This is a genomic window from Microcoleus sp. PH2017_28_MFU_U_A (assembly GCF_020738035.1).
Taxonomy (GTDB): domain Bacteria; phylum Cyanobacteriota; class Cyanobacteriia; order Cyanobacteriales; family Microcoleaceae; genus Microcoleus.
The window spans coordinates 30,435-54,978 of record NZ_JAEQCX010000052.1; the positions used below are offsets into that span (position 1 = coordinate 30,435).

Annotated in this window: 14 protein-coding genes; 4 read left to right on the plus strand and 10 right to left on the minus strand. The window is 45.3% G+C overall.

Annotated features, from left to right (window positions below; all coding sequences use genetic code 11):
• Positions 1-239: 239 nt before the first annotated feature.
• From JGK14_RS13115 to JGK14_RS13130, 4 genes are all read right to left on the minus strand, one after another.
• Positions 240-5,744 carry a response regulator gene (locus JGK14_RS13115; RefSeq protein ID WP_325315153.1) on the minus strand — a complete coding sequence of 1,835 codons (5,505 nt, stop codon included), beginning with the start codon at positions 5,742-5,744 and terminating at the stop codon, positions 240-242.
• Positions 5,745-6,268: 524 nt separating this feature from the next.
• Positions 6,269-7,732 (minus strand): hypothetical protein, encoded by a 1,464-nt coding sequence (locus JGK14_RS13120; protein ID WP_293230821.1) that lies wholly within the window; start codon positions 7,730-7,732, stop codon positions 6,269-6,271.
• Between the two features lie 33 nt (positions 7,733-7,765).
• Complete coding sequence (locus tag JGK14_RS13125; protein WP_293230824.1) at positions 7,766-9,058, minus strand: ArnT family glycosyltransferase; 1,293 nt, start codon at positions 9,056-9,058, stop codon at positions 7,766-7,768.
• Between the two features lie 474 nt (positions 9,059-9,532).
• Positions 9,533-10,405 (minus strand): alpha/beta fold hydrolase, encoded by an 873-nt coding sequence (locus JGK14_RS13130; protein WP_293181706.1) that lies wholly within the window; start codon positions 10,403-10,405, stop codon positions 9,533-9,535.
• Between the two features lie 105 nt (positions 10,406-10,510).
• Here JGK14_RS13130 and JGK14_RS13135 point away from each other — a divergent pair, with 105 nt between their 5' ends.
• Complete coding sequence (locus tag JGK14_RS13135) at positions 10,511-11,005, plus strand: GAF domain-containing protein (RefSeq protein ID WP_293181707.1); 495 nt, start codon at positions 10,511-10,513, stop codon at positions 11,003-11,005.
• A 73-nt stretch (positions 11,006-11,078) separates the two neighbouring features.
• Complete coding sequence (locus JGK14_RS13140) at positions 11,079-11,621, plus strand: hypothetical protein (protein ID WP_293181708.1); 543 nt, start codon at positions 11,079-11,081, stop codon at positions 11,619-11,621.
• 558 nt (positions 11,622-12,179) lie between these two features.
• Here the strand turns inward: JGK14_RS13140 and JGK14_RS13145 are convergent.
• Together JGK14_RS13145 and uvrA are read right to left on the minus strand one after the other, a co-directional pair.
• Positions 12,180-12,533 carry a hypothetical protein gene (locus tag JGK14_RS13145; protein ID WP_293181709.1) on the minus strand — a complete coding sequence of 118 codons (354 nt, stop codon included), beginning with the start codon at positions 12,531-12,533 and terminating at the stop codon, positions 12,180-12,182.
• Between the two features lie 385 nt (positions 12,534-12,918).
• Positions 12,919-15,885 (minus strand): excinuclease ABC subunit UvrA, encoded by a 2,967-nt coding sequence (uvrA, locus tag JGK14_RS13150; protein WP_293181710.1) that lies wholly within the window; start codon positions 15,883-15,885, stop codon positions 12,919-12,921.
• A 347-nt stretch (positions 15,886-16,232) separates the two neighbouring features.
• Between uvrA and JGK14_RS13155 the strand changes: the two genes are divergently transcribed.
• Positions 16,233-18,014 carry an SWIM zinc finger family protein gene (locus JGK14_RS13155; protein WP_325315154.1) on the plus strand — a complete coding sequence of 594 codons (1,782 nt, stop codon included), beginning with the start codon at positions 16,233-16,235 and terminating at the stop codon, positions 18,012-18,014.
• Positions 18,015-18,258: 244 nt separating this feature from the next.
• Here the strand turns inward: JGK14_RS13155 and JGK14_RS13160 are convergent, their stop codons facing one another.
• Entirely contained in the window at positions 18,259-20,064 is a 1,806-nt protein-coding gene (locus tag JGK14_RS13160; protein ID WP_293230831.1) for a serine hydrolase, read from the minus strand.
• A gap of 197 nt (positions 20,065-20,261) precedes the next feature.
• Positions 20,262-20,996, minus strand: coding sequence for a calcium-binding protein (locus JGK14_RS13165; protein ID WP_325315155.1), 735 nt, complete (start codon positions 20,994-20,996; stop codon positions 20,262-20,264).
• Positions 20,997-21,279: 283 nt separating this feature from the next.
• Here JGK14_RS13165 and JGK14_RS13170 point away from each other — a divergent pair, with 283 nt between their 5' ends.
• Entirely contained in the window at positions 21,280-22,635 is a 1,356-nt protein-coding gene (locus JGK14_RS13170; protein ID WP_293324287.1) for an AAA-like domain-containing protein, read from the plus strand.
• A 50-nt stretch (positions 22,636-22,685) separates the two neighbouring features.
• On the opposite strand, the gene JGK14_RS13175 is transcribed toward JGK14_RS13170, so the two are convergent.
• Positions 22,686-23,186, minus strand: coding sequence for a hypothetical protein (locus tag JGK14_RS13175; protein ID WP_325315156.1), 501 nt, complete (start codon positions 23,184-23,186; stop codon positions 22,686-22,688).
• Positions 23,187-23,437: 251 nt separating this feature from the next.
• Positions 23,438-24,256, minus strand: coding sequence for a calcium-binding protein (locus JGK14_RS13180; protein WP_325315157.1), 819 nt, complete (start codon positions 24,254-24,256; stop codon positions 23,438-23,440).
• Between the last annotated feature and the right edge of the window lie 288 nt (positions 24,257-24,544).

Genomic DNA, 24,544 nt, shown 5'->3' on the forward strand with positions numbered 1-24,544 from the left:
AAAAGAGATGCACCCTATTGGTTATTGAAACTGGGAGCATCTCAGTTTTGCAAGAAGCATTGTTTATGGTAGTGCGAGCTCTTAAGCTCGCACTGTAAATGCAAAACGGAGATGCTCCCATTGAAACTAACAACTAACAAATAACAACTAACAACTAACAAATAACAACTAACAAATAACAACCAACAAATAACAACCAACAAATAACAACTAACAAATAACAACCAACAAATAACAAATTACCCCATTTGCGATCGCAAATTCCCCGTTTTCAATTCCGTCTCAAAAGCCGATCGCACCTTTTCCCACTCAGCTTCGGCTTCCAATAGGCGATCGCGCGCCGCCCTCGCATCAAAAACCTGTTCCCCTCCAGACTCAACCGCCACGCGGCCCATCAACTCCAACTCCTTGCATACTTCCGAAAAAGACACCGCTCCTAAATTGGCGCTGCTCGACTTCAGCGTGTGAGAAGCTAGCTTCAAACTGTCAGCGTCACCTAGAAAAATAGCTTCCTTAATTGTTTCTAAATGCTGCTGTGCGTCTAACAAATATATCTTAATCAACTCCCCCAAAAAATCCGGATCGTCCTCATCGTCTAGCTCGCGGAGATTGTGCAAAACCTCAAAATTAATCGGCGAATTTGCTGGCGGTTGAACGCTCGAATGTCTAGTAACATGACTGCCATTTTGATCGGAAATATCTGGATTTTTTGGTTCAGTAACGGCATTCAATTCATCCCGACGCAGAGGTTGGCACTTGCTGAGGGCGAGGGCCAACTCTTCCCGGCGCACGGGCTTAGTAATATAATCGTCCATACCCGCTTCCAGACACTTTTCGCGATCGCCCTGCATGGCATTAGCCGTCATCGCAATAATTCTCGGCTTCTTGTTAGCTGGCCATTCCGCACATATGCGGCGCGTCGTTTCCAAACCGTCCATCTCCGGCATCTGCACGTCCATCAGCACAACATCGTAAGATTGCCGCTTGCACGCCTCCAAAACCTCCAAGCCATTAGCCGCAATATCGGCCCGATATCCTATCCTGTCGAGCAAATGCGTAGCGACTTTTTGATTCACCACATTGTCCTCTGCCAGCAAAATCCGAATCTGATTAGCATTACTTGGATCGTGTGGGGCTGAATTGCTCGGAACCTGCCTCAAAACCGCAGGCGTCCGCTGCGCGCGGTGCTGTTCTTGAGAATTTTCAAAATACTTCAATCCCGAAGTCAAAGTCGCCACATTTGAAAGTTCTCCCTTGCTGCTTCTACCAGCAACATACCCAAAAACTTGCAGCAATACATTATAAAACTGGGACTGTTTTAGAGGCTTAGTTAAAAACGCCGAAAAATGTACTTCTGTAGTTTCAAGTTTTTTCCAAACTTCCGCCTTGCTCAAATAAGTAAACAGCACCAAAGGTAGCGTAACTTTGCGAGGGCTTTTAACTTTGATGACATTCGGATTTAGCGCGTCGCCATTAGATAAATTGCTCAGCTCAAATTTCCGAATCTCCACAGCCAAAGCCACACCGTCCATATCTGGTAGATTCATCGCCAAAATAGCCAAATCGATCGCCGAGTTTCCTTTGATGATTTCCAAAGCCTCAGCGCCTGAAGTTACAGCCACGGGTATCATGCCCCAAGCCTCAGCTTGCCGGATCAAAACTTGGCGGTTAATGGCATGATTCTCGGCAATTAACAAACGCTTCCCAACAGTAAATTCCGGTTTTTTTTCTTCAGCCGCGTTTTGATTAGCTTCAGCAATCACCGTGAAATAAAAAATCGAACCGGAACCCGATATCGACGGTGCAGAAAATCCCGCAGGTGGGATTCCTGCCGTACTTTGTCCGATCGCAGAAACAGCAGGTTGAGACTTGGAACTGCCCGGAGCTACCTGACTGACAACCCACATTTTACCGCCCATCATATCGCTCAAACGTTGGCTGATAGCCAATCCCAGCCCAGTCCCGCCGTAATGTCGCGTTGTCGAGGCGTCTACCTGCGAAAAAGCTTTAAACAGGCGATCGATCCGGTCTGGCGGAATGCCAATGCCCGTATCTTGGACACCAAATTGAATCTCGTACAGTCTCCTACCTGCCAACTTTCCCTGGTTAATTGCTAGCGGTTGCGGCTCTAGAATATTGCTAATTTCCGGCGAACTCTTAGCAGGTAATTGTTCAACTTTCCGAGCCGTACAGCAGACAACAATTTCTCCAGACTCTGTAAATTTAACTGCATTGCCCAGCAGATTTACTAAGATTTGGCGCAGCCTTGTGACATCTCCTAAAATGTTTTTCGGAACAGAATCATCAATAAAATAAGCCAACTCTAAACCTTTTTCCGACGCTCTAGGAGCTAGCAATTCCAGAGATTCTTCTATACAGTTTTGCAGATCGAAGGGGCTGCGTTCCAAATCCATTTTACCCGATTCAATCTTGGAAAAGTCGAGGATATCGTTAATAATAGTTAGCAAAGCATCGCCACTGGTGCGAATTGTCTCAACAAAATCCCGCTGTTCTGGAGTTAGTTGCATATCCAGCAGCAAACCCGTCATCCCGATTACCGCATTCATCGGAGTGCGGATTTCGTGACTCATAGTTGCTAAAAATTCGCTCTTAGCTCTGTTAGCTACTTCGGCCGCTTCTCGCGCTTGCTCCAAAGCTTCATTTTGCTCTGCTAACTGTCGCTGGCGCTGAACTTCCGTTTCTAAGAGTAGTGCTTGAGCTAAGGTAATTCCGACTTGAGCGGCAACATCTTCTAAGAGTTCAATTTCGTCGGGAGTCCACTGGCGAGTTGCATCGCACTGGTGCAAAGTAATAATGCCATTCGGTTCTCCTTGATAGGAAGTGCGAACCGCCAACATAGATTTTAATCCGATGCGGCGGCACATTGGTACGGAAGATTCGAGCAAAGGATCGGCAAACACGTCGGGAGATGCCAGGGCGATATCTTCTGCGAGTAGTTTTTCGGTGTAGGGGTTGTAAGTGACAGAAAGTTCTAAATCTAAAGCCGATTCGTGACCTGGTTCTAGGTATTCTGCGACGCAAGGAAGGTGGGGATAAGGTTGGGAAAGATAGGTGTGAATTGTGCAGCGATTGACGCCGAATACGCGGCCGATTTGGGTGGCGGTAGTCTGAAAAATTTCTTGAGTGTCTAAGGTCGATCGCACTTTTTGAGTAATTTGTTTGAGCAGCAAGACGCGCTGGTACTGTCGCTGCAAAGTTCGCTCTCGCTCTTCCCTGGCAATTTCCGCGCCGATGTAATTGCCCATCAGCTTTAAAATTTCAAGATTCAGCGGTTTTAAAGGAGGTTTAGCGGTGCGGGAAGTAAAGCTTAAGGTGCCAAAAACTCGCCCTTGGACGATTACCCTGGTGCCGACAAAAGCCTCCAACCTCCGCACGGCGTAAGCGGGATGCTGCTTCCACTGAGTAGTGCCGGCTGATTCGATCGAAATAGGTTCGATCGATCGCAAAACCTCTCGCTCGAAGGTTCTGCTTAAAGAAAAACCGTCTCCTTTAGCAAATCCGAAGGGAAAATCTTGCGGTACATAAGCCGCGAGCACTTCGTAGCGATCGCCCAAAACCCTGCCCAACAGCCCGATATCCATCCCAAACTGACTGCAACCCATTGCCAGCAACCGGGCCGTTCGCTCGTCAAAAGAGCCGGACGAGCCTACCATTACCTCGTAGAGCGATCGAATTGCCCGCTCGCTTTCCCGCAGTTCCTCAACTCCTTCAACGCGGTTGCAGACATCGTGCAAAGTCCCTAAAATTCCCAGTATTTCACCTTGGGAATTCAGCCGGACTTGGGCAAATATTTCAACTGAAACAAAGCCTGAATCAATCTGAATTCCCAATTCGTTTTTGCCAGATTCCAACTTGTATTTAAATCGCAGTTCTCGCCGATAAAATGGTGAATTACCAGACAGCAAAGACTCCAATAAATTTTCACAATGCGAGCGCTCATCTGGATGCACCCAATCTAAAAAATTAGTTGTCAAACTTTCAGCCACCGAAAAACCCGTTATTTCAGTCCAAGCACGGTTGAGAAATGTCCAAATCCCCGCCGCATCCATCTGGAAAATTACTGTTGCTTTCAAAGCATCAAATACTTGGAATTCCTCGACGCCATCGGAGTTTTTGAGTTCTAACTGCTGGTTTGGAGTAATATCTGTATGAGTTCCGACTACCCGCAGCGGTTTGCCCGTAGCGCTACGCAAAACTTGACCTCGGTTCAGCACCCAGACAGTGCTGCCGTCTTTGCAGTACATTCGATATTCGGCTGCAAAATCCGCTGTTTTTTGTGCGAAGTGATCTTCTAAAGCTGCCTTTACTCCGTCAATGTCGTCTCGGTGGATGCGACTCCACCATTCCGATCGCCGATTCGAGATTTCCCCTTCTTTGTAGCCGAGCATTTCTTGCCATCGCGCCGAATAAAAAAACTCATCTGTTTCGAGATTCCAATCCCAAATCCCCTGATTGTTGACGGTAGCGGGGAGATTTGGGGGCTGCGCGACGCTACTGTTTTGAGCAATTTCTGCATCTGGGTAGGGATTGGCTGCCGGAATTTGTATTTGGGCCAAGAGTTTTTTGTACTGCGCGTTGCTAGATTCTAGCTGGCGCTGCAAAGCGAGCAAGCCTGAATGCAGAGATTTTGAGTCCAGTGCTTGTAACAGGATAGTTTGAGGATTGACAATCCCGATCGGGTGATTGCTGTCGTTGATGACTAATAGAGGTAACTGGCAGTAGTGTTTTCGCAGCAGGGCGATGGCTGCTTCGAGGGTAGAGTGCGATCGTACCAGGGCTGGCGAACTGCTGCAAATCGCTCCTGCTTTAATTCTGCTAGAGTCTCTCCCCGTGGCTTGCAACTGCACGATGTCCCGCGAACTTACCACCCCAACCAGTTTGTGGAGGTTGGGATTTGTAAATTTGGCATTTTGAGCTGCACCATTCGAGTTTGGTTCCGGGGTTTCAGTGATTAATACATAGCTAACATTGTGTCGGAACATCAGTTGCGCCAAATAGCGAACTGAAGCAGTAGCCGGAGCGTGAATAATTCGCGACGCTGCGATTTGAGGGATTTGATCGAGTTTAATTAAATTTGCGGGGATCTCTAATTTCGGATGTAAAATTGGCAGTGGCGGAGGAAATGGCAAGGGCGAAGCAGGTGGCGAATGGCTGCTAATGGGTTGTGGCGATTCCCCAATTTCCTGCAACAGTTGTACCAAGCTTTGAGAGCTAATTAAACCGACAAGTTCTTCAGCGTCGTTGACGACTGGTAAATGCCCGATCAGATGTTTGTCCAGCAGATTGGCTAAGGCAAAAAAGTCGGGAATTTCCGATTCTCGGGCTACAGTTACGGTTCTGATCATGATTTGCTCGATCGCAAATCCCCTCAAAGCAGCGCCGATCGAATTTAGCTGTACGACATCTCGCGCTGTAAAAATCCCCAGCACCATCTGGCCACCGGTATCGTCGGCTTTTGAGCCGTTGAGGCCGTTGAGACTGAGCCTGTTAGCACCTGCGTGTAGCGCACGCGGTAGGCCTTTGTAGAAACCTAACTGTTCCCGCGACTGCGGGGAAGTCCCGTTGGTGGGATTTCCCAGTTGAAAATTTCCGCGCGGTTCTACCACAAGGACGTAACTGGCTCCTGTGCTGCTCATCAGCTCGATCGCCTCTTCTACGGGCGTCCCAGGGGTGACGGTGAGGGGATGGCGGTTAATGACCTGACTGAGAGAGGGAATAAACATCAGCGGGCATAAGAGTGATATTTGTTGGAAAAACCCGATCGTCGCAAGCAGCAGGTTGATTGAGAGGCTTTGCGCGCGAGGTTACCTGTGCGCGATCAAAGTTTCTGTAAGATTAAAATCACCCCTACTATCAGCATCTTGGCATTAAAAATTAATTCCGTGCCAAATCCTGACAATTGACGGGCGCTGAAAGTCAGAACCAATGCTATCTAGCAGAGGGCGGACATGAAGACTGGCCGGCAATTCCTCGCCTAACCTAACTACTGCGGGTTTACGAGCAAGAATTTCTGCGATGTCTAGACTTCGGCTACCTTCTCGCGCTCAAGGGAATTCTCGATCGGATTCTGTTGGAGGCAAGATACTTACACGCTACCAATTTACCAGCGACAGGAGGGGAATCACAACACGATTTAGATATTTCAACTGTCTAATTAAGGGTTCGAGGGTTCGAGGGCACAAAATAAATAATTGCGATCGTAACTAATTCTATCTTATCCCAATTCTGAACTCCGAGAATTTGACATTCAATTCGGGCGATCCTCTTCGAGGGCTGCGCTAACGAACTTGATGAGAATAGCACTGTTCCCCGGCACCAAAAAAGTCGCCTTACCACCCTTCAGGGTCAAGCTGCTAACAACCTCATCCATTGACTTCAAACTAAACTCCCGCACCGTCCCATTACCAGCTTCGATTAAAGCTGAAATATCGGCACGAACAGTATAAGATTTTGCTCGATCGTTGACAGCCAGCAAGTAAACATTCTTACTAGAATCGAGAGTTGCAACTGCCATTAAATCGGAACTATTAGCGATCGGAAAAAAGCTAGCCCTACCCCCTTGCAAAGCCCGAATTCCCATCCGCAAAGCATAGTAGCTCGCGCGCCGTTTTCCCCCGTCCCCCAGCAAACCTTCCGCCAGTGCCGGCTTTCCCCAGTCGTACAAACAGAATATGTGACTCCCGTAAATATAATTATCCCCCGGTTGGGAACCTCGGATCAAATTTTTAATCAAACTTAAAGCTAAAGGGAAATCGTTATAGCTAATTTGATAACTTCCCCATTCTCCCACCCAAACCTCCGAGTTAGCACGGACTGTCCCCTTCATCCAGCCGCGCACTTTGCGGGTGTAGTTAGAAATATCTGCATCGTAATTGTGGAAGTTGACAGTATCGAAATAATTAGGAATTTCTCGCAAAGCCTCAGCAGGCCAAATGCTGCCACCTACGCTTGTCGGGCTGTGGATGCGGTAAGCGCGCCCAGGCAAATAACTTTTGTAAACAAAGTCGATCGCATCTTTGGTCACTTTCACCAACTCAAAATAGTCAGCCATAGTTCCACCCCAACCCTGTATGCGGTAGTCCGGTTCGTTGTGAATTTCCCAATCATCAACGCGGTAATCGTTGCGTACATTCAACCAATAAACCGTAGCAAACACGTGTTCCCACCACTCGTTCCAATCTTCTTTAGTTCGGGGCGGATTTAATTGCAGCGCCCAAGACGGATTCCAGCTACTGTCCACATTACGAATACTCACAACCGGGCGAATCTTAGCCTGTTTGAGAGCATTAAAAATAGTCCTAGCATTGCCTTCCCAAACTTTACCACGTTCTCCCGACCACGAATAATCGCTACCCCGGGGCGGATCGGTCATAATTTTATCCCAATGCGCCCAATTAATAATATTTGGATTTGCCTTAATTTGGGAGATTTCCGGCCAGCCGTATTTACCGTCATCGTCTTCCGGTTCCCATCGAGACATCCCGCCGTAAATGCGGTATGTATTAATTCCCAAATCTTGCAAATCTTTGAGATCAAAGTTAATGTTGCCCTCGACTGCACCGATGTAGCGAGTGCTGACACCCGCAGCAGTACCGGAGAATTTAATTGTTGCGATGTTTTGAGCAAAAGTTGTCGTTGGGCCAAACAACTCTAGGCCGATGGCAATTAAAAAGGCGAGGGTGAAATTCCGAATTAGAGTTTTTGATAACACTGGGTTAATAACTAATGGCTAACCGCCTAAGACCTACTGACTAATTAACTTTAACCTACGCTGAAGTTCCCCCGCCGCCGTGGCGATTACGATCGCCAAAATCGGGTGCAGTGGCTCGCTGTGGCGAACTTCTGCATAAGTGAGCGCATGGATCAAAGTAAAATAGCCGCAGACTGCCAGCAGTGGCAAAAACTCCCGCCAGCGATGCCGCAAAACTATCATGCCCAAAGCCGCAAATACAGGCAAAATTCGCGACGCTAAAATGCCGACAATCCGTTGCGGCGAAAAGAATTTCCGCATTGCCTGCACATTAAACATAGCGTGATGAGGCCAGTCACTTATAGGGTTTCCCAACCACAAATAAACTGCCTTTTGCAAACAATACCAGAGATAGACAGCCGGCTCGCAGAGTATTGAAGCGATCGCCCGTTTGGTAAAATAGCGATCGCCCTCAATGGTAAAAACATCGTGTCCGCCATTCCGAGCCGGATTGAGTTCTTCCTGCCAAATTTTAGTGATATGGCGTTTTGGCAGTTGTTCGTAGGCAAAATGATAAAACTCTGGACTTCCTTGCCACAGCAGCCCCGTAGAAACACTGTAAATCAAAAAAGTCTTGTGAGTTCGATAATTGTGGTAAGTCCAAGGTGTGGTAATGATGATAATTGCGCCCAAATAAGCAAGAAACAAAGCAATCTTGCGCTTAAAAGACCATTGGCGCGGCATCAATAGTGGGACAATTACCGGAAACAACATCGCTGTCGGCCGACAAAGATTCGTAATTGCCAACAACCCACCTGCTAATGAAAAATTTTGCCACTCCGGCTGTTCCAATGCTCGCAGCAAGCCCAGTATTGTTAAAATCATTAAAGGCGCGTATAAAATCTCTGTTTGCAGCAGCCTGACATGAAGAATCAGGGAGGGATGTAGCGCAATTAATCCAGCGGCGACTAAGGAACTTTGAGGGCCAGTAAAACGCCGTGCCAGGATAAAAGTTAGGGGTATGATTGTCGCCCCCAAAAAAGCTTGTACGTAGACTACAGATGCGGGAGAACGACCGAAAATTACATAACATCCAGCTACAAAAAAGGGATACACTGGTGTCCTGCCCGGCCAATCAAAAAATTTACCCTCTAGCAAAGAGTGTCCCAAATACTCGTAACCTGGTTCATCGCCTGTGAGACGGGCGGGGGTATCGGGGAGAGTTTGGTTGGTGCGCCACGCCAAATAGAGCCGGAATGCTAGTCCCAGCAGCGTCAGAAAAATCAGCGCCAAGACAATTATGCGGTCATTTCTTTGCTGCTGCGTTGCCAAGATATCTCGTGTCATCAAAGCTGACTGCGAAAATTTGATTGGTTTCCTCTCAATTTTTTAGGTTGGGAATGTCAAAAATTATATCGTTTTAGATACATTTTTTTCGAGAATTGATATTTTTCACGCCATGTCCGATTATTCCAGCGGACGATCGCATTTTGAGAATCTTGGGTGCAAGTAGATCTTTGGGCCAATCCATGCTGCAAGCTTTCCGTGTCGCAAAAGCTAACGCGCTCCGGGCGATTGTTCCCCACTCCTATCAGACGCCACAGAGTTGAGTAGAGAGTTGACAGCGGCTCTTGAGAGTCAATCGATTTTAGATTTTAGATTTTAGATTTTAGAGGCGACCCCACGGATAAATTCGGGGGAAGAGAGGATTTTCGATTTTCGATTTGGGATTGACGAAATTCGCTTGTCAAGAGTTGACACAAAGTTATTGATAATATTTCCCTATAATTGATATTCAAATGCGATCGCCCGCAACACCAATTAAATGAACTTACTCGCCAAAAAATCTCTGATGTACCGATTGACTAACTGCGGCTGTTCCTGATGCACCCAGTGGCTGCAATTGGGAACGTAATGAATCTGAAAATCCCGCACGTAATCTGCGGTTCCGTAGGTTAACTCTTTGCCGAGGGCCCGATCATTTTCGCCCCAAATCATCAACGTCGGAACTTCGAGGATCTCTCTATGCGGGCGATCGACAAATCCGCGAGCAATATTGCGGTAATAATTGATAGTAGCAGTCAGAGCCCCCGGTTTAGCTGCCGCATCTTTGTAAGCTTGGATATCGGAGGGGGTAAAGCTGCTTTTGTCAACTGCCATGCCTTGCAAAGCGCGATCGATCGCCCGATAGTCGCCCAACTTAATTAAAAATTCCGGCAAAAATGGCAACTGAAACAAAAAGATGTACCAACTTTTCAGCAATTGTTGGCGAGTTCGCAACCCTTCAGCAAACTTTGCCGGATGCGGTATATTCATCACAATTAATTTATCCACCATCTCAGGATAAGCATAAGCAAAACTCCAGGCGATCGCGCCTCCCCAGTCGTGGGCAACTAAGACGCAGCTTTTGTATCCAAAGCCTTGAATAATTCCCTTGATATCTTGTACAAATTCTGCCATCATATAAGCAGATTTATCCTTAGGTTTGTCGCTGTCATTGTAACCCCTGAGATCCACAGCAACAACTTTACGATCTGATGCAAATTCCGGGATTTGATGGCGCCAAGAATACCAAAACTCAGGAAATCCGTGCAGCATCAGCATCAGCGGCCCAGAACCTTGAGTGACACAGTGCAGTTTGATGCCGTTTGTAGCGATAAATTCGTGTTTCCAAGCAGCTTCTAGCACAGACATAAATTTTCACTCTAGATGTAAACTTATACTAGCAGTTGCTATCTTCAATAGAGGTAAACTGAAGACAGAGCTCAGCCAAAACTAGGAAGTTAAGGAGTCATTACCATGTCTGGCGATCGCCTGCAAACAATTGTCAACCGCTTGACAGAACGTCTCAAGCGCGACGTATTAATTGAAAAATCCCTATACGACATTCGAGAAGTGGTGCAGAGCGATCGCGCGGTACTGTATTATTTTTACAGGCAGTGGCAAGGTCGAGTGACTTGTGAGATGCTAAGTGCGATCGAACTGTCAATCTTGGGTTCTACTGGCCCAGACGAGTGTTTTAACGACGAATACGCTGCTTTGTACGAAGCGGGCCGAGTCAGAGCAATTACAGATATTGAAACAGAGCCAATCCACCAATGTCACCGACTGTTTCTGCGTAGCCTGAAGGTTCGCGCCAATTTAGTCGTGCCAATTTTAACCAAAAAAGGACTGTGGGGGCTGTTAATTGCTCATCAGTGCAGCGGGCCGCGCACTTGGTTGCGATCGGACATTGAATTCATGCAAAAACAAGCAGAAAATATGACAATGTCTCCCACGATTCAAGATAGTTAACTAATTAAAATTGACATGAGATGCTGTAGATGCTAGCGTAGAATCATCAATTCATAGGTTATATTTATTTATCATGTCACTTTTGAACGTTCAAGCTTTAAACAAAGCATTGCCTACCGTTATCTTAGGCTTATTCCTTAGCAGTTATACCACCAACATTGACCGCGGCCAAGTGCCTAACATTGACTCGAAATTAAGCAACAATCAATTAACTACACCTATACTCATAAACTCAACAGAGATTATAGCTGATAACACCAGCGATCAAGCAGCAATCAAATTATTAATCGATCGGCAGTTCAAAGCTTTGAATGAAAGAAATCCTGAATCCTATATGGCGACAGTAGATCCAAACTCTCCTGGTTTTCAACCAACAATAATTACAATTGCAGAAGTCTTCAAAAGAAATTTAAAGTACGAACCAACAAAAATTGAAATTGTGGGAATTTCAGGAAACGAAGCCAAAGTAAGAATCGAACAAACAACCACAAAGATTGACGGGTCATCTTCAACTTTCAGAGATAATAAGATGATAATATTACATACGTTACGCAAATCAAATGGAGAATGGAAATTTTTTAGTTCGGTACCGGAAAATATTCAGTATTTGAATTAGGCTAACTTATACCATGAGAGCAAAAGTCGCCCTAGGGCGCCGGTACAGTAGAATATTTTGACAAAAATAACGAAATATGTATTATGTAGGGCGAAGGATGAGGGTGACAGTAGATCGCGATCGCCAACCATTTTTTTGTCCTCATGCGAGAGCCCTGCCAAGGTCTAACCGACGCCCTAGACAATAGACCTTTTGCAAAAGCCCTTTTAATCAAATTGTGGGACGCTGCTGGGAGAAACGTCCCACAATAAAAAAGATTTTTGTGGGACGTTGCTCCCAGCAACTTCCTAACTATTTTTGCAAGAAGTCTATTCCCCCTCTGACAATTAATCCACCCTGGGTTAACTGGGTTTAAAGGGGGTTGCTCTCAGTTTATTGTGCTGTTGTCGGAATGGTTTTTTGTAGGATGAGTTGAAAGGTTTTTTCAATGCTTTGTACTGTCATAACTCAGAAACGAAACGAGATAACTGTTTGCTTAATCTGCTGCAAACTACCTCGTAATGTATCAGAATTTCTCGCCAGTACGGTACACCACAATTGTTAGACTACAACAGCATATTAGATAGAGCTTGGATCGACTCCCATGAATCCGACTTTTATGCCAGCAGATTTCATTGCTTTCATTGCTTTATCGTGTACCAGTAGACTCAGAATTGGCACAAGTGAACCAACAATAAGCCAAATTATCCATGCAGAAAGCTTGAGGGATCTTACCAGCTTGTATAGCGCAAATATCCGAAATCCTGTTGCTGCAAAATGTGCGAGTAAACGTATAGGTTGTAGATTTATAGCTTGATTTTGTAAAGAAACATGAAATAGGTTAATAACTATCAAGGCGAGGATAGACCATAAAAACAATCTGTGATCCTCGGCAATTTTCTGAAGTTCTAGACGCGAAAAAGTTGTAGTCATTTACGACTCCTTAAAGATGATTTAATGGTGGATATTTCAATTTATTGATTGATGAACTATATCGAAAATTGCGATTGCCAGATCAAATATAGGTTCTTCCTTTGTGATTTGAGCGATCGCTCTCTGCTTTATAGTATTCCTTTTAATATTATTTTATTGTAAGGCTCTAAAATATAAAGATTTATGACCTACATTCCGCACTTCTTAACATAGCCAGAAGTGTATCCGCTCAATAATCCGGGGTAAATCGCTCAACGATGCACCTCAAATGACGCAAAATCGTTCCTGAGTGGGTAGCAGTAGGGTGCGTCAGCCACTTCTGCCTCTCCACCTGAAAATTAGGCTAATCGCTGACGCACCCTACAATATCTATCCTGACCGAGTATTAGCTAACAGCTACAGCACTCCCTAAAGGATGCTGCTCTAAAACAGCTTTCAAATATTTCCCAGTATAAGAACGAGGATTTGCCGCCACATCCTCCGGCGTCCCCGCCACAATAATTTCCCCTCCCTTATCTCCCCCTTCTGGCCCCAAATCGATCGCCCAATCGCAGCACCGAATCACGTCCAAATTGTGTTCGATGACCAAAATTGAATTACCCTTATCCACCAATCTTTGCAGCACATTGAGTAAGTGGTGAACGTCATAAAACGACAAGCCAGTCGTGGGTTCATCAATCAAATAAAGCGTCTTCCCAGTAGCGCGACGCGACAGTTCCGTAGCCAACTTCACCCGCTGCGCTTCCCCGCCAGAAAGCGTCGGCGCAGGCTGTCCCAACTGAATGTAACCCAAGCCAACATCCACTAACGTTTCCAGTCTGGCGCCCGCCCTCGGAATATTTTTAAACATTTCCGAAGCTTCCTCCACAGTCATGTTCAAAACATCAGAAATTGACTTGCCTTTATACTTCACTTGCAGCGTTTCCCGGTTGTACCGCGCACCTTTACAAACCTCGCACTGTACGTAAACATCCGGCAGAAAATTCATCGAAATCACGTTCACGCCTTGGCCGCCACAAGCTTCGCACCTTCCCCCTTTCACGTTAAAAGAAAACTGCCCGGCTTTGTAACCTCTTGCCTTCGCTTCAATGCTTTCGGAAAACAAATCCCGAATCACATCAAAGACTCCCGTGTAGGTAGCGGGATTGGAACGCGGAGTGCGGCCGATGGGAGATTGATCGATGACAATGACCTTATCAACCACATCATCTAGAGAGCGTTCGCCCTTGGTTTTTAGGGCGTCCATATCGGGTGGTAAAGGAACTTTTTTGGTCAGATAGTGTTGCAGTGACGGATAGAGCAATTCATTGATTAAAGTTGATTTTCCAGAACCGGAAACACCTGTCACGCAGACAAGTTTTCCCAGGGGAATTTCCACATCGACGTTTTTTAAATTGTTGCGACTCGCATTTTTGAGCGAGAGAGCTTTGCCGTTGCCTTTTCTCCTTTCATTGGGAGTTTCAATTACTCGTTTTCCCGACAGATAAGCACCAGTCAAAGATTCTTCGGCCGCTAGCAAGTTTTCTAAACTTCCTTGCGAGATGATTTTGCCGCCGTGAACGCCTGCGCCGGGGCCGATATCGACAATGTGATCGGCGGCGCGCATGGTTTCTTCATCGTGTTCTACGACAATCAAAGTATTGCCTAAATCGCGCAATTTTGTTAAGGTTTGCAGCAGGCGAAAGTTGTCTCTTTGGTGCAGTCCGATGCTGGGTTCATCTAAAACGTAGAGGACGCCGGTCAAACCGGAACCGATTTGAGTTGCGAGGCGAATTCGCTGGGCTTCTCCGCCGGAAAGTGTCATGGCTGCACGGTCTAATGTCAGGTAATCTAATCCGACATCGAGCAAAAATTGCAATCTTGCTTTGATTTCTCTGAGGGCTAAATCGGATATTTGAAATTGCCGATCGCTCAATCCCAAATTATTGACTCGTTCCCGACATTCGCGAATCGAAATCCCCGTCAAATCCACAATTCCATAGTTTCCTAACCGTACAGACAGCGCCTCTGGTTTCAAGCGTTTGCCGTGACAACAATCGCAAGAGCGATCGACTCGATACTGTTCCAGCTTCTGTTTGATCAAATCAGAACCTGTATCGTCGTACTGGCGCTGCAACATGGAAATTACGCCCTTAAAATCTCTCCTCAAATCGCTGGCGTTGCTGTCTCGCTTCTTGCTTTCTGCGGTTTGTTTTGACTCATTACCGTACAAAATCACTCGCTGGTGTTCGGGCCTCAAGCGGAACCAAGGAGTGTCGATATCAAACCCGCAACTATCGGCAACGCTGCACAGCAAAGAGAGATAATAGGAGTTGTCTTTGTCTGACCAAGGGGCGATCGCACAATAAAGAGGTGCTTTCTCATCAGGAATGACTAACTCCGGTGCAAAAGTCCGCAAACTCCCCAAACCGTGACAGTTGGGACAAGCGCCGTAGGGCGAATTAAACGAAAACAACCGGGGCGAAAGTTCTTCCATCACCGCGCCGTGTTCGGGACAAGCAAAGTTCTCCGAAAATACGATCGGCCCATTGGCTGGTTCAGAATTTTCGTCAGGCGGTAACTCTTCTACGATCGCAATTCCCTCAGAATGTCGCAAACAAGTTGCCAGAGAATCCACTAAACGCTCTTCTAAACCCGGTTTTTTAACTAACCGATCGACAACTATCTCGATATTGTGGATATGATTTTTATCTAATTCGATATTTTCCGAAAGTTCTAAAATTTCTCCGTTAACTTTGACGCGAATAAATCCTTCGGAAGCTAAACTCGACAATAATTTGCGGTGAGTGCCTTTTTTTCCGCGCACAACTGGGGCCAGAAGGTGAAAGCGAGTACCGTCTGGAAGTGCCATAACTCGATCGCACATTTCATCAATTGTCTGCGGCGCAATGCAGCGATCGCAAATCGGACAGTGCGGTTCGCCAGCTCTGCCGTAGAGCAATCTAAGATAATCGTAAATTTCTGTAACAGTGCCGACAGTCGATCGCGGGTTGTGCGAAGTTGACTTTTGGTCGATCGAAATAGCAGGGCTCAACCCCTCTATCGCATCGACATCCGGCTTATCCAACTGTCCCAAAAACTGGCGGGCGTAGGCGCTGAGAGACTCCACGTAGCGGCGCTGTCCCTCGGCAAAAATTGTATCGAAAGCCAGGGAAGACTTACCGGAACCGGAGACACCGGTAAAAACTATCAGTCGATCGCGCGGCAGTTCCAGATCGATATTCTTAAGGTTGTGCTGTCTCGCACCGCGAATCCGAATCGTATTTTGGCTGTTGGAGTTAGAAGTCATCACATGATGCCCGTTGTCGGATGCACTTGGCTGGCTGTGTGAGGTTTTGGCGCGTTGGGACATGAGAGTAGTGCAAAACAGTGCTTAACCATCTTAGCGCTGCCTTTGGACTAGCTGGCATCCAAACTCAAGAATATCGAATAATTTTAAACAGTTGACAGTTGAGAGTTGAGGGTTGAGGGTTCAGTTTTATTTTCCGCTGCTGTTTGCACAGTAGACTGGATAATGTTTACTTCCCCTGCTTTGAAATTCATATTAAAGAATCTTAAAAAATTGACAGTTAACAGTTGACACTTGAGGGTTCAGTTTTAATGCCCGCTGCTGTTTGTAGAGCAGACTGCATATCGTAGACCAAGTGCATTTCTGAAGTAAAATCGAGTCTAATCCTTTAATTGCTGAGGTCTGGTGTGATGCCAATTCCCAAACTTAGTGAAACGATTATCAAGAATAACAGTTCTGAGCGATCGCTCAACCGAGCCGAAGATTACTATCTCGGTGGCAATGTTGCTAGCGCAGTTCTCCGCGGCAATATGGTGCAAGCAAAAGTATACGGTTCTCAAGTTGAACCTTACGATGTTACCTTGCCCTTTACTCATGCCGGATTAACATCTGGAGTATTCTGCACTTGTCCTTACGATGGCGATGGATGGTGCAAACACATTATCGCTACGCTGTTTTTGTGCCTGCGAGAACCAGAAAAAATTGAACGGGGCGAAACGCTGGAAGAGTTGCTCTCTCGCCTCAATGACGCCCAAATCTATGAGTTAGTAGAGCATTTAGTGGACAACGAACCCTCGCTGATAAGTGCGATCGAACTATACGTCAACTCAAACGCTGTGTCTGGGCCGACAAACCAACTGGCGACAACACATCGGCGAAGTGCGATCGATCCTGCTCCTTTTCGGCGACAAGTGCGAGAAATTTTCCGACAAGCTCAGAATCATTGGGAGGATGAATATGCTTATGATGAAGAAGACCCGATTACAGAAGAAATTTTAGAACTGATTCAGCAAGCCCAGGAATTCAGCGAACATGGAGACGGCAAAAATGCTTTAGTAATTTTAGAAGCCATTACCTCAGGTTGTGTTGATGATTGGGATGACGTAGCAGAATATGGTTGTGAAAGTTATGAAATCACTAATGCTTTGGATGAAGCTTGGACAGAAGCCATTTTGACGGCTGAGCTAACTGCTGAAGAAGAAATAGATTTCGAGGTGATGTTAGAAGGTTGGAAAGATGAATGGGATTGTGATTTCAGTATGAGCTTGGAAGCTTTACGGCAAGGTTGGGACTACCCGCCACTCCAGCAGATACTAGAAGGAAACCTTACTGGACAAGGAATTTGGGATGTTGACGCACCAGATTATGCTCATGACTTAACCTTGACTAGATTGCAAATTCTCGATCGGCAGAATCGCGACAAAGAATACTTATACTTAGCCAAAGCAGAAGGCTGCATTCAACAATATCTGACAATGTTAGCTCGTTTGGGGAGAATAGAAGAAGCTGTGAAAGCTGCCGCAACCGACATGACATCAGTGGAAGAAGCTTTTGCTCTAGTTCAAACCTTACAAGAAGACGGCAACTCAGAAGAAGCTCTAAAAGTTTGTCAACTTGGGTTAAATTTACCCGGAAATTCTACCTACAAACTGGCAGTTTGTATGAGTGAATTAGCCGATGAATTGGGAGAAAAAGAAGCTGCGTTTAAGGCTAAAATGAAAATTTTTGAGATTCAACCTTCCTTGAATGATTATCTTTCATTGCAGGAGTTATCAGGAGATAATTTGTCAACTTTGAAAGCAGATTTATTGGCAATTTTAAGAGCCAGTCAAAGCTACAATTCTACCGAAGCGAAGGTGGATATTTTTCTGCATGAGAAACTGATTGAAGAGGCGATCGCCCTTGTTGACACATCCTACGGTTCACAACTGGTTCATCGAGTGATGATGGCGGCAATTCCCCATCGCCCCGATTGGGTAATCGTCAATGCTAGTCGCCGCGCTGAATCGATTCTAAATCAAATGAAATCAGCCGAGTACGATAGTGCGATCGAGTGGCTAGAAAAAGCCCGTGCTGCCTATATACAAACTGGGCGAAATGTTGAATGGTCTGCTTATCGCGCTCAACTCATGGAAGTACACAGTAGGAAGCGGAAATTCATGGGCTTGTTCAAAAACTCATATTTAAACTGAGTCTTAACTTTACCTTCATTCAGTTCACAGTTGACAGTATTTGTAGGGTGCGTCGCCACCAACAATCTTTGCATCAAGACCGACAATTTGATAGCGATGCACCTGACACAATTCCCATGTATGAGGTGCATCGCTTGCTAGATAATTGATTGAATTATGGGATTAAAGAAGGGAGAGGCACCCTACGAACAATCTGCGTTTATCTGTGTTTATCTGCCTCGCATCTGCCGTTGACTTATCAATATTATTTGACAACAGCAGTCGGTGCAACCATATTCCAATTTACCCGTGAAGCACCGTACAAAATAAAATTATTCAAAAGCCCGTAAGCATCCCCGCAATTGTAACCTTTAGCCTCAACACACTTCTTATCAGCCCTCTGATTCACAGCCACAAAAATATCAACTCCATCCGGCAACAAACCCGCATACATCTGCAAATTAGCAAAATCATCAAGGATGCGACCTTTATCGTCCACAGGCGGCAATTTCCACTCTTTCGGATTGTTACTTCCCCCTAACTGAATTGCCCAAGCCTCAGTACCATCGAGCGCTCCGTTATGAGCAGTATATCGATTCCAAACATTATTTCGCCTTTCCCCAATGCGCGGATTGTTTTCATAACCGCCCACCCAATATTGTGACATGAATTTGAGAAAAACTCCAGCTTCCGCAGCAAGCGAACCAGTTCCTGGACTCAAATCTGTACTTCTTCGGGAAAAAGGAACCTGGCTTAAATTCCAAGACCAGTTAATCTTCCCTGGCTGCGGATTTATCCAGCTAGAAAAGTCGCAAAAATTACCATTCCAAATACAGTGCGGTCGCTTCAAATCCCATCCCTTACCGTAGTAATTTTTGCCGTTCCAGTGGCGTTTTTCCGGCTCGCGATCGCCAAAATTTTCTACTCCTTGGCTCATGAAAATTCCCTTGGTAGCCGTAGTAGGAATTCCCAACTCGGTTTTGAAGAAAACCTCCAAAGCAGAGCCTTGATGAGTTTCTAGTTTACCCGTTTTAGCAGCAAATCTGCCGGAAGCTACCAACTGCTGCAAAATAATCGTAGGAAATGCCGGACTGGTATTGGAATAATGATATTGACCGAGAGGATACTGAAGGCATCGCCCAGCCAAAACCATCATAGTTTCTTCTAAATTAGGACTAGGCAAAAAATAGCCTGCATTAGCAGAGATGCCGAGTTGATTTTTAGCAGAACTGACAGATTTGTTCCCCCATTCATTGACAAGTAGCTGTTCTTGGGATTTAAAATCTGCTGGGGTTTTAAGATTTCGCAGCACTGGCAAATTTGCCGTCATATCTTCACCGTATCTGGGCGCGCTCCGCTGAAGTCCCGAGCGATGGGATAATAAATTTCCGAGGGTGACGTTTTGCCACTGTTTGTCTGCAAATCCTGAGTTAAGATTGCCACAATTACTGTCTTTAATAGCAACTGGAAATTTGACTTTTCCCGAAAATGCCGCGTGCAATTTTTCCGGGATAATCGCTATTGGATATTGCTTGTTCAAACCGGGAATTAGCGGCGGATAATGTTGGGGGTCGAACAATTTCATCCCTTCAATTTGGTCGTCAGTCAGTTCTAAATTTGCCCGATCGCGCGCCGTCTGTTTTAGCGCCCAGCGCACCATGGCAAAGGTAACAGGCTTGCTGATACTGCCGATCCGCATGGGGGTATCTGCGGGTACGATCGCACTTAGAGGGGTCTGCATATCGTCACCGCAAGCCGGATTTGAGTTATTGGTCGATCGGTCTTTCATGCGCCCCAAACCCCAAACACCCACGGGCTTACCTTTGACAGAAACACCGAGTACGGCGGCACCGACGCAGCGGTGGCGCATAAATTCTGTCAGCGATTGTACAATTGGCTGGAGTTGTGCGTCGCCGCTACCGCTAACGGGGATGCTTTCTTGGGCCAAAGCTATGTTGTTGTTGGACTCGAAAACCTTTCCCAATCCTCCTAAAAGGATAGCTGAAATTAATATCAAAGTTGTGTAGAAAAGTCGGTGGTATTTCGGTCGATCGTCCGCAATTTTCATCATAAAAACTCCTATTTTAAAATAGTGAGAAATCCTCAATTTTCGCCCTGAGGTAGCGAAGCTTAAGCGTGCATTTCAGAGTGGCAAATGTGTCTGGTAGGGGCGAAGCATGACCGCAGTAAATATCAGATCATAACTAATAACTTATATGCGGTCATGCTTCTTCAGGCTTCAAAAACCAGATGCACCCAAGCTTAAGACTATTGAGGGATTGGAGGCGCGGACAAGAATACTTGATTCGGGTTAACATTAGTTAAGTTTGTCTCTAAAACAACACCAATCAAATTGTCCTTGTAGAAGATACCAGTATCTTGAACCTTGTTATTGCTCCAATCGCCAGCTTTCAGCGAATAGCCGTCTGCTAGATTGCCTTTAATTTGGATTTTATCAGTACCTAACGTAAAATCCGTAATCGTAGCGTAGCCAGTGCCGAGATAGTAAACATTATTAACATTACCGAGTACAAATGTGTCCGCACCCGCGCCGCCGGCGAGAGAATCGGATTCACTACCTGCGCCGATACCGTTACCAGCACCCGAAAAATTAGCACCGTCAAGGTAATCGTTACCGTCGCCGCCGATTAGATAATCTTTGCCGCTTCCTCCGAATAGATAATCGTTGTGAAGGCCGCCAGACAGTGTATCTTTGCCACTACCTCCATACAGGAAATCCTCGCCAGCTTCGCCGTATAATTTATCATTACCCGCGCCGCCATCTAGCTTATCCCCCCCGAAGCCACCGTAGAGGATGTCATCTCCCCCGCGACCTGACAAGATATCATCGCCTTTATAGCCGTAGATTGTATCATTTGAAATCTGAATTTGACCTTGACCGTTGATTGTCCAATCATCTCCCACTAAGGATTTGTGGAGTTTACCGTCGCCGTTGATAGTGTTATTGTCGTCGTAGTCAGTGCCTTTAATAACTGAGGACATTTTTGTTGCTCCTTGTGGTTTTCCAATTAGTGCAAGAATGAGAAAGACTCAACTAACTGGCTTGATGTATTTAGTTTCTCCTCTCGTCAAAGAACCGACAATGGGAATAAAATCAGGTGTTTAAATAAACACAAATATGGCCGGCACCACTGATTTACAGTAAAAACCAAAGTTAATCAGTTAAAATAGGGAAAAGTCAGGGTGATTTCCCGATAGAGGAACAACTCCTCTCTTGCCATAGTCTGCATACTTACGTGTATATTTAATTACCCGTGTCCAGCCCATGAAATCAGAATTAGAATTCTCTTGGAACAAAACCAAAGAATCTGCCGATCGCATTTTTGCCCAAAACACCGGCAAATATCTCAGCGACATCGAAATGAAAGTCCTGCAAGGTTCTTGGGAAGGCAAAAGTTACGATGAAATCGCCACAACTTACGGCTACAGTGCTGAATACCTCAACAAAGATGTCGGCAATAAATTGTGGCATAAGCTTTCCGAAGCTTTGGGAGAAAAAATTACCAAGAAAAATTTCAAAGAAGCTCTAAGAAGAGCTTCTGAATCAGAATGTAGTCAATCTGTTCAGACAAATCCACCTTTACAAACATTACCGGCGGTGGCAAATTTGCAGTTCCCCGAAGGTTCAGTAGCCTTAGATTCACCTTTTTATATAAAACGTTCTAATATCGAATCACTCTGCAACGAAACAGTTCTCAAACCCGGTTCGCTGATTCGGATTAAAGCACCGGAAATGATGGGCAAAACTTCACTAATGAACCGCATCTTAGCTCATGCAAAACTGGAAAAATATCACGCAGTTTATTTAGATTTGAGCGCAGCAGACCGAGGAATATTAACAAATCTTGATAAGTTTCTGCGCTGGTTGTGTTTGATGGTCAGCCGACAGTTAAAATTAGAAAACAAATTAAACGAATATTGGGATACGGATATCTTAGGTAGCAACGATAACTGCACAGTTTACTTTGAAGAGTATTTGCTAGCAGAAATAGAAACTCCCCTAGTGTTGGGATTGGATGAAGTCGATCGCCTATTTGGCTACACTGAAGTAGTGGAAGACTTTCTGGGGATGCTGCGAAGTTGGCACGAAAAAGCCAAGATTTCGGATATCTGGCAAAAACTGCGGTTGGTAATGGCGCATTCTACCGAAGTTTATATTCCTTTGGACATGAATCAATCTCCGTTTAATGCGGGGGTTCCCGTGGAGTTGCAGGAGTTTGACAGCCAGAAAATTCACGATTTAGCGCGGTTGCACGGCTTGGATTGGGATGAAGGGCAGTTGGGAGAGTTGATTTGTGCGATCGGCGGACATCCTTATTTAGTCAGATTGGCAATGTATGAGATTAGCTGTGGCAACATTACCTTAACCCAGCTATTAAAAAATGCTGCTTCAGAATCAGGAATCTACAGCAATCATTTACGCAAGCATTTGGAAATCCTGCAACACAATCCCGAATTAGCTTTAGCTTTGAAAAAAGTTGTGAATTCTGCCGAACCAGTTGAATTAGATTCCATGCAAATTTACAAATTGCACAGTATGGGAATTGTGCGGCGGCAAAACAATTATGTCCTGCCGCGTTGCAATTTGTACCGCGAGTATTTCTGCCGTGTTTTAGGTTAAAGAAAACACGCTCACCTTTCGGTGAGACGTAGGGCTTCTCGCGAGTTAAGCTAAATCTTTTTCAAAGTGAGCTTCGTCAATGTATTACCAACCTTTTCGCAAGAAAGCTTGGTATTGTTTGGAAGTTTGCATTTGAAAAACCAACTAGGTTTTTTGTTTGTTTGCTTGAATTCCAGATTTACATTATTAGCACCTACGGAGGCAACTACTGCACCACTTTCAAAAGGAGTATTATTTTCTCCTATAAATTTCCATGTTCCTTGCTGGTTTGCTCCCTGTTTGATAACCATTTCAACAGAAGTTACTACATCATCACCTTGAGAATAAAGACTCCCTTTCCAGTTACCGACAATCGAAGATGGGGAAGTAATTACTTCATTGATTTGAAGGTGATTAACCTGTTGTGATTTTAAGGGGTTAGCCAAAACTTGAGAAGTCTTACCTAAAATTGCCATTGTGGAACAAAAAGATACTGCCATCAAGGTGGCAAGGACGATGGATGTTACAGGCCGTACAACTGAGAGGCTTTGGTTTTGAATGTTGTTATCCATGATGATTCTCCAAGTAATGTTGTTGGGTAATAAAATTAGGTATTAGAGCGTATTAGATGCGGAGATAAACACCTGATTTAGGTTAAGTTTGGTAATATTTTGGTCTTGCATAACACCAATCAAATCACCCTTGTAGAAGATTGCCGTGTCTTGGGAATTGCCACCTTATTTTCCCGATCGCTCTTCGAGGCAGAGACTCTGGATATCGGTTCCCAGACAGAACCTGCGAACCAGTTACCCTAGAGATAAAATTAGACGAAGGAGAGGGTTAAATCCGCAGCCATGTTATCTGAAACCACGGCAATCATGTCACCTTGATAAAATATTCTTGTATCATCGATTGACTGATTTCCATAACCGTATTGGCCAGACACAAATTCGTAATCTTGCTTTTTACCCAGCATCAAAATTGCATCTCCATCTGCTTTCTTAAAGTCCCAAATAATCGCATAAGCAGTCTCGCCCAGACCATCTAAGTAAGGAAGTTTAGGGTCTGGCCCCCCGTTCATAACTAGCGAGAATTGATCGGCTCCCGAACCACCAATTAAGGTATCGACTTCATAAGAATCATATTTTCCTTGATCGTTGGTGTGACCAACGAGAATGTCATTCCCACTATTGCCTTCCAACCAATCGGAACCGCGACCGCCATAAAGCTGATCTTTACCACTACCGCCAAACAGGAAGTCGTCACCATCAAGACCTTTGAGTGTATCTGCACCGCGACCACCAAAGATGGCATCACTAACCTGATTGTCATCATTTCCTACTAGGTAATCATTTCCTGGTGTTCCATTTATGTTGTCATTGGGTAAGCCACCTATTTTATCGATGCTACCAAACAAGCTGTTAGTAAAGTGACGGTCAGAGGCGATTACTTGACGTGTTTCTACCATTAAGTTATCATCGGGGTCTGTCCGAGGAACATCGGTCAAGTCTTCAATAAAACGGGGTTTGTTAGGCTTAGGTTCGCCATCGGGGTCTGTCCAGGGAACATCGGTCAAGTCTTCAATTAAACCGAATGTAGCGGTAGAAATGTTAGCATCGGCGATCGTTCTAAGTGCTGTCATGGGAGTAGTTCCTATTTTTGACTATTGTTTAAGTTTGCGGAAGCAATCGGCGTTTGTATTTTGTTTGCTGCACCTTTTGCTTCTTGTTATCAGTTTGTTGCTAAAAATCATGAACCGCAATGGTGATATAATCAGGTGTTATAGGAACTGATAAATAGCTTTCGGCTCTGAATTTATAGGAAAAAATCAGGTACAGCCCGATCGCAAATCAGTAAAAGTCAGGTTTTTTGCTAAATCTCTACATAGTCAAGTTTGCGATCGTACAATCAAAGCTAGATTTGGGTGTAA

What these genes read in the sequence shown, in the direction of transcription:
- JGK14_RS13115 (WP_325315153.1), bottom strand. Translation starts at nt 5,744, where the DNA reads ATGTTTATTCCCTCTCTCAGTCAGGTCATTAACCGCCATCCCCTCACC.
- JGK14_RS13125 (WP_293230824.1), bottom strand. Translation starts at nt 9,058, where the DNA reads ATGACACGAGATATCTTGGCAACGCAGCAGCAAAGAAATGACCGCATA.
- JGK14_RS13130 (WP_293181706.1), bottom strand. Translation starts at nt 10,405, where the DNA reads ATGTCTGTGCTAGAAGCTGCTTGGAAACACGAATTTATCGCTACAAAC.
- JGK14_RS13135 (WP_293181707.1), top strand. Translation starts at nt 10,511, where the DNA reads ATGTCTGGCGATCGCCTGCAAACAATTGTCAACCGCTTGACAGAACGT.
- JGK14_RS13140 (WP_293181708.1), top strand. Translation starts at nt 11,079, where the DNA reads ATGTCACTTTTGAACGTTCAAGCTTTAAACAAAGCATTGCCTACCGTT.
- JGK14_RS13145 (WP_293181709.1), bottom strand. Translation starts at nt 12,533, where the DNA reads ATGACTACAACTTTTTCGCGTCTAGAACTTCAGAAAATTGCCGAGGAT.
- uvrA (WP_293181710.1), bottom strand. Translation starts at nt 15,885, where the DNA reads ATGTCCCAACGCGCCAAAACCTCACACAGCCAGCCAAGTGCATCCGAC.
- JGK14_RS13155 (WP_325315154.1), top strand. Translation starts at nt 16,233, where the DNA reads ATGCCAATTCCCAAACTTAGTGAAACGATTATCAAGAATAACAGTTCT.
- JGK14_RS13160 (WP_293230831.1), bottom strand. Translation starts at nt 20,064, where the DNA reads ATGATGAAAATTGCGGACGATCGACCGAAATACCACCGACTTTTCTAC.
- JGK14_RS13165 (WP_325315155.1), bottom strand. Translation starts at nt 20,996, where the DNA reads ATGTCCTCAGTTATTAAAGGCACTGACTACGACGACAATAACACTATC.
- JGK14_RS13170 (WP_293324287.1), top strand. Translation starts at nt 21,280, where the DNA reads ATGAAATCAGAATTAGAATTCTCTTGGAACAAAACCAAAGAATCTGCC.
- JGK14_RS13175 (WP_325315156.1), bottom strand. Translation starts at nt 23,186, where the DNA reads ATGGATAACAACATTCAAAACCAAAGCCTCTCAGTTGTACGGCCTGTA.
- JGK14_RS13180 (WP_325315157.1), bottom strand. Translation starts at nt 24,256, where the DNA reads ATGACAGCACTTAGAACGATCGCCGATGCTAACATTTCTACCGCTACA.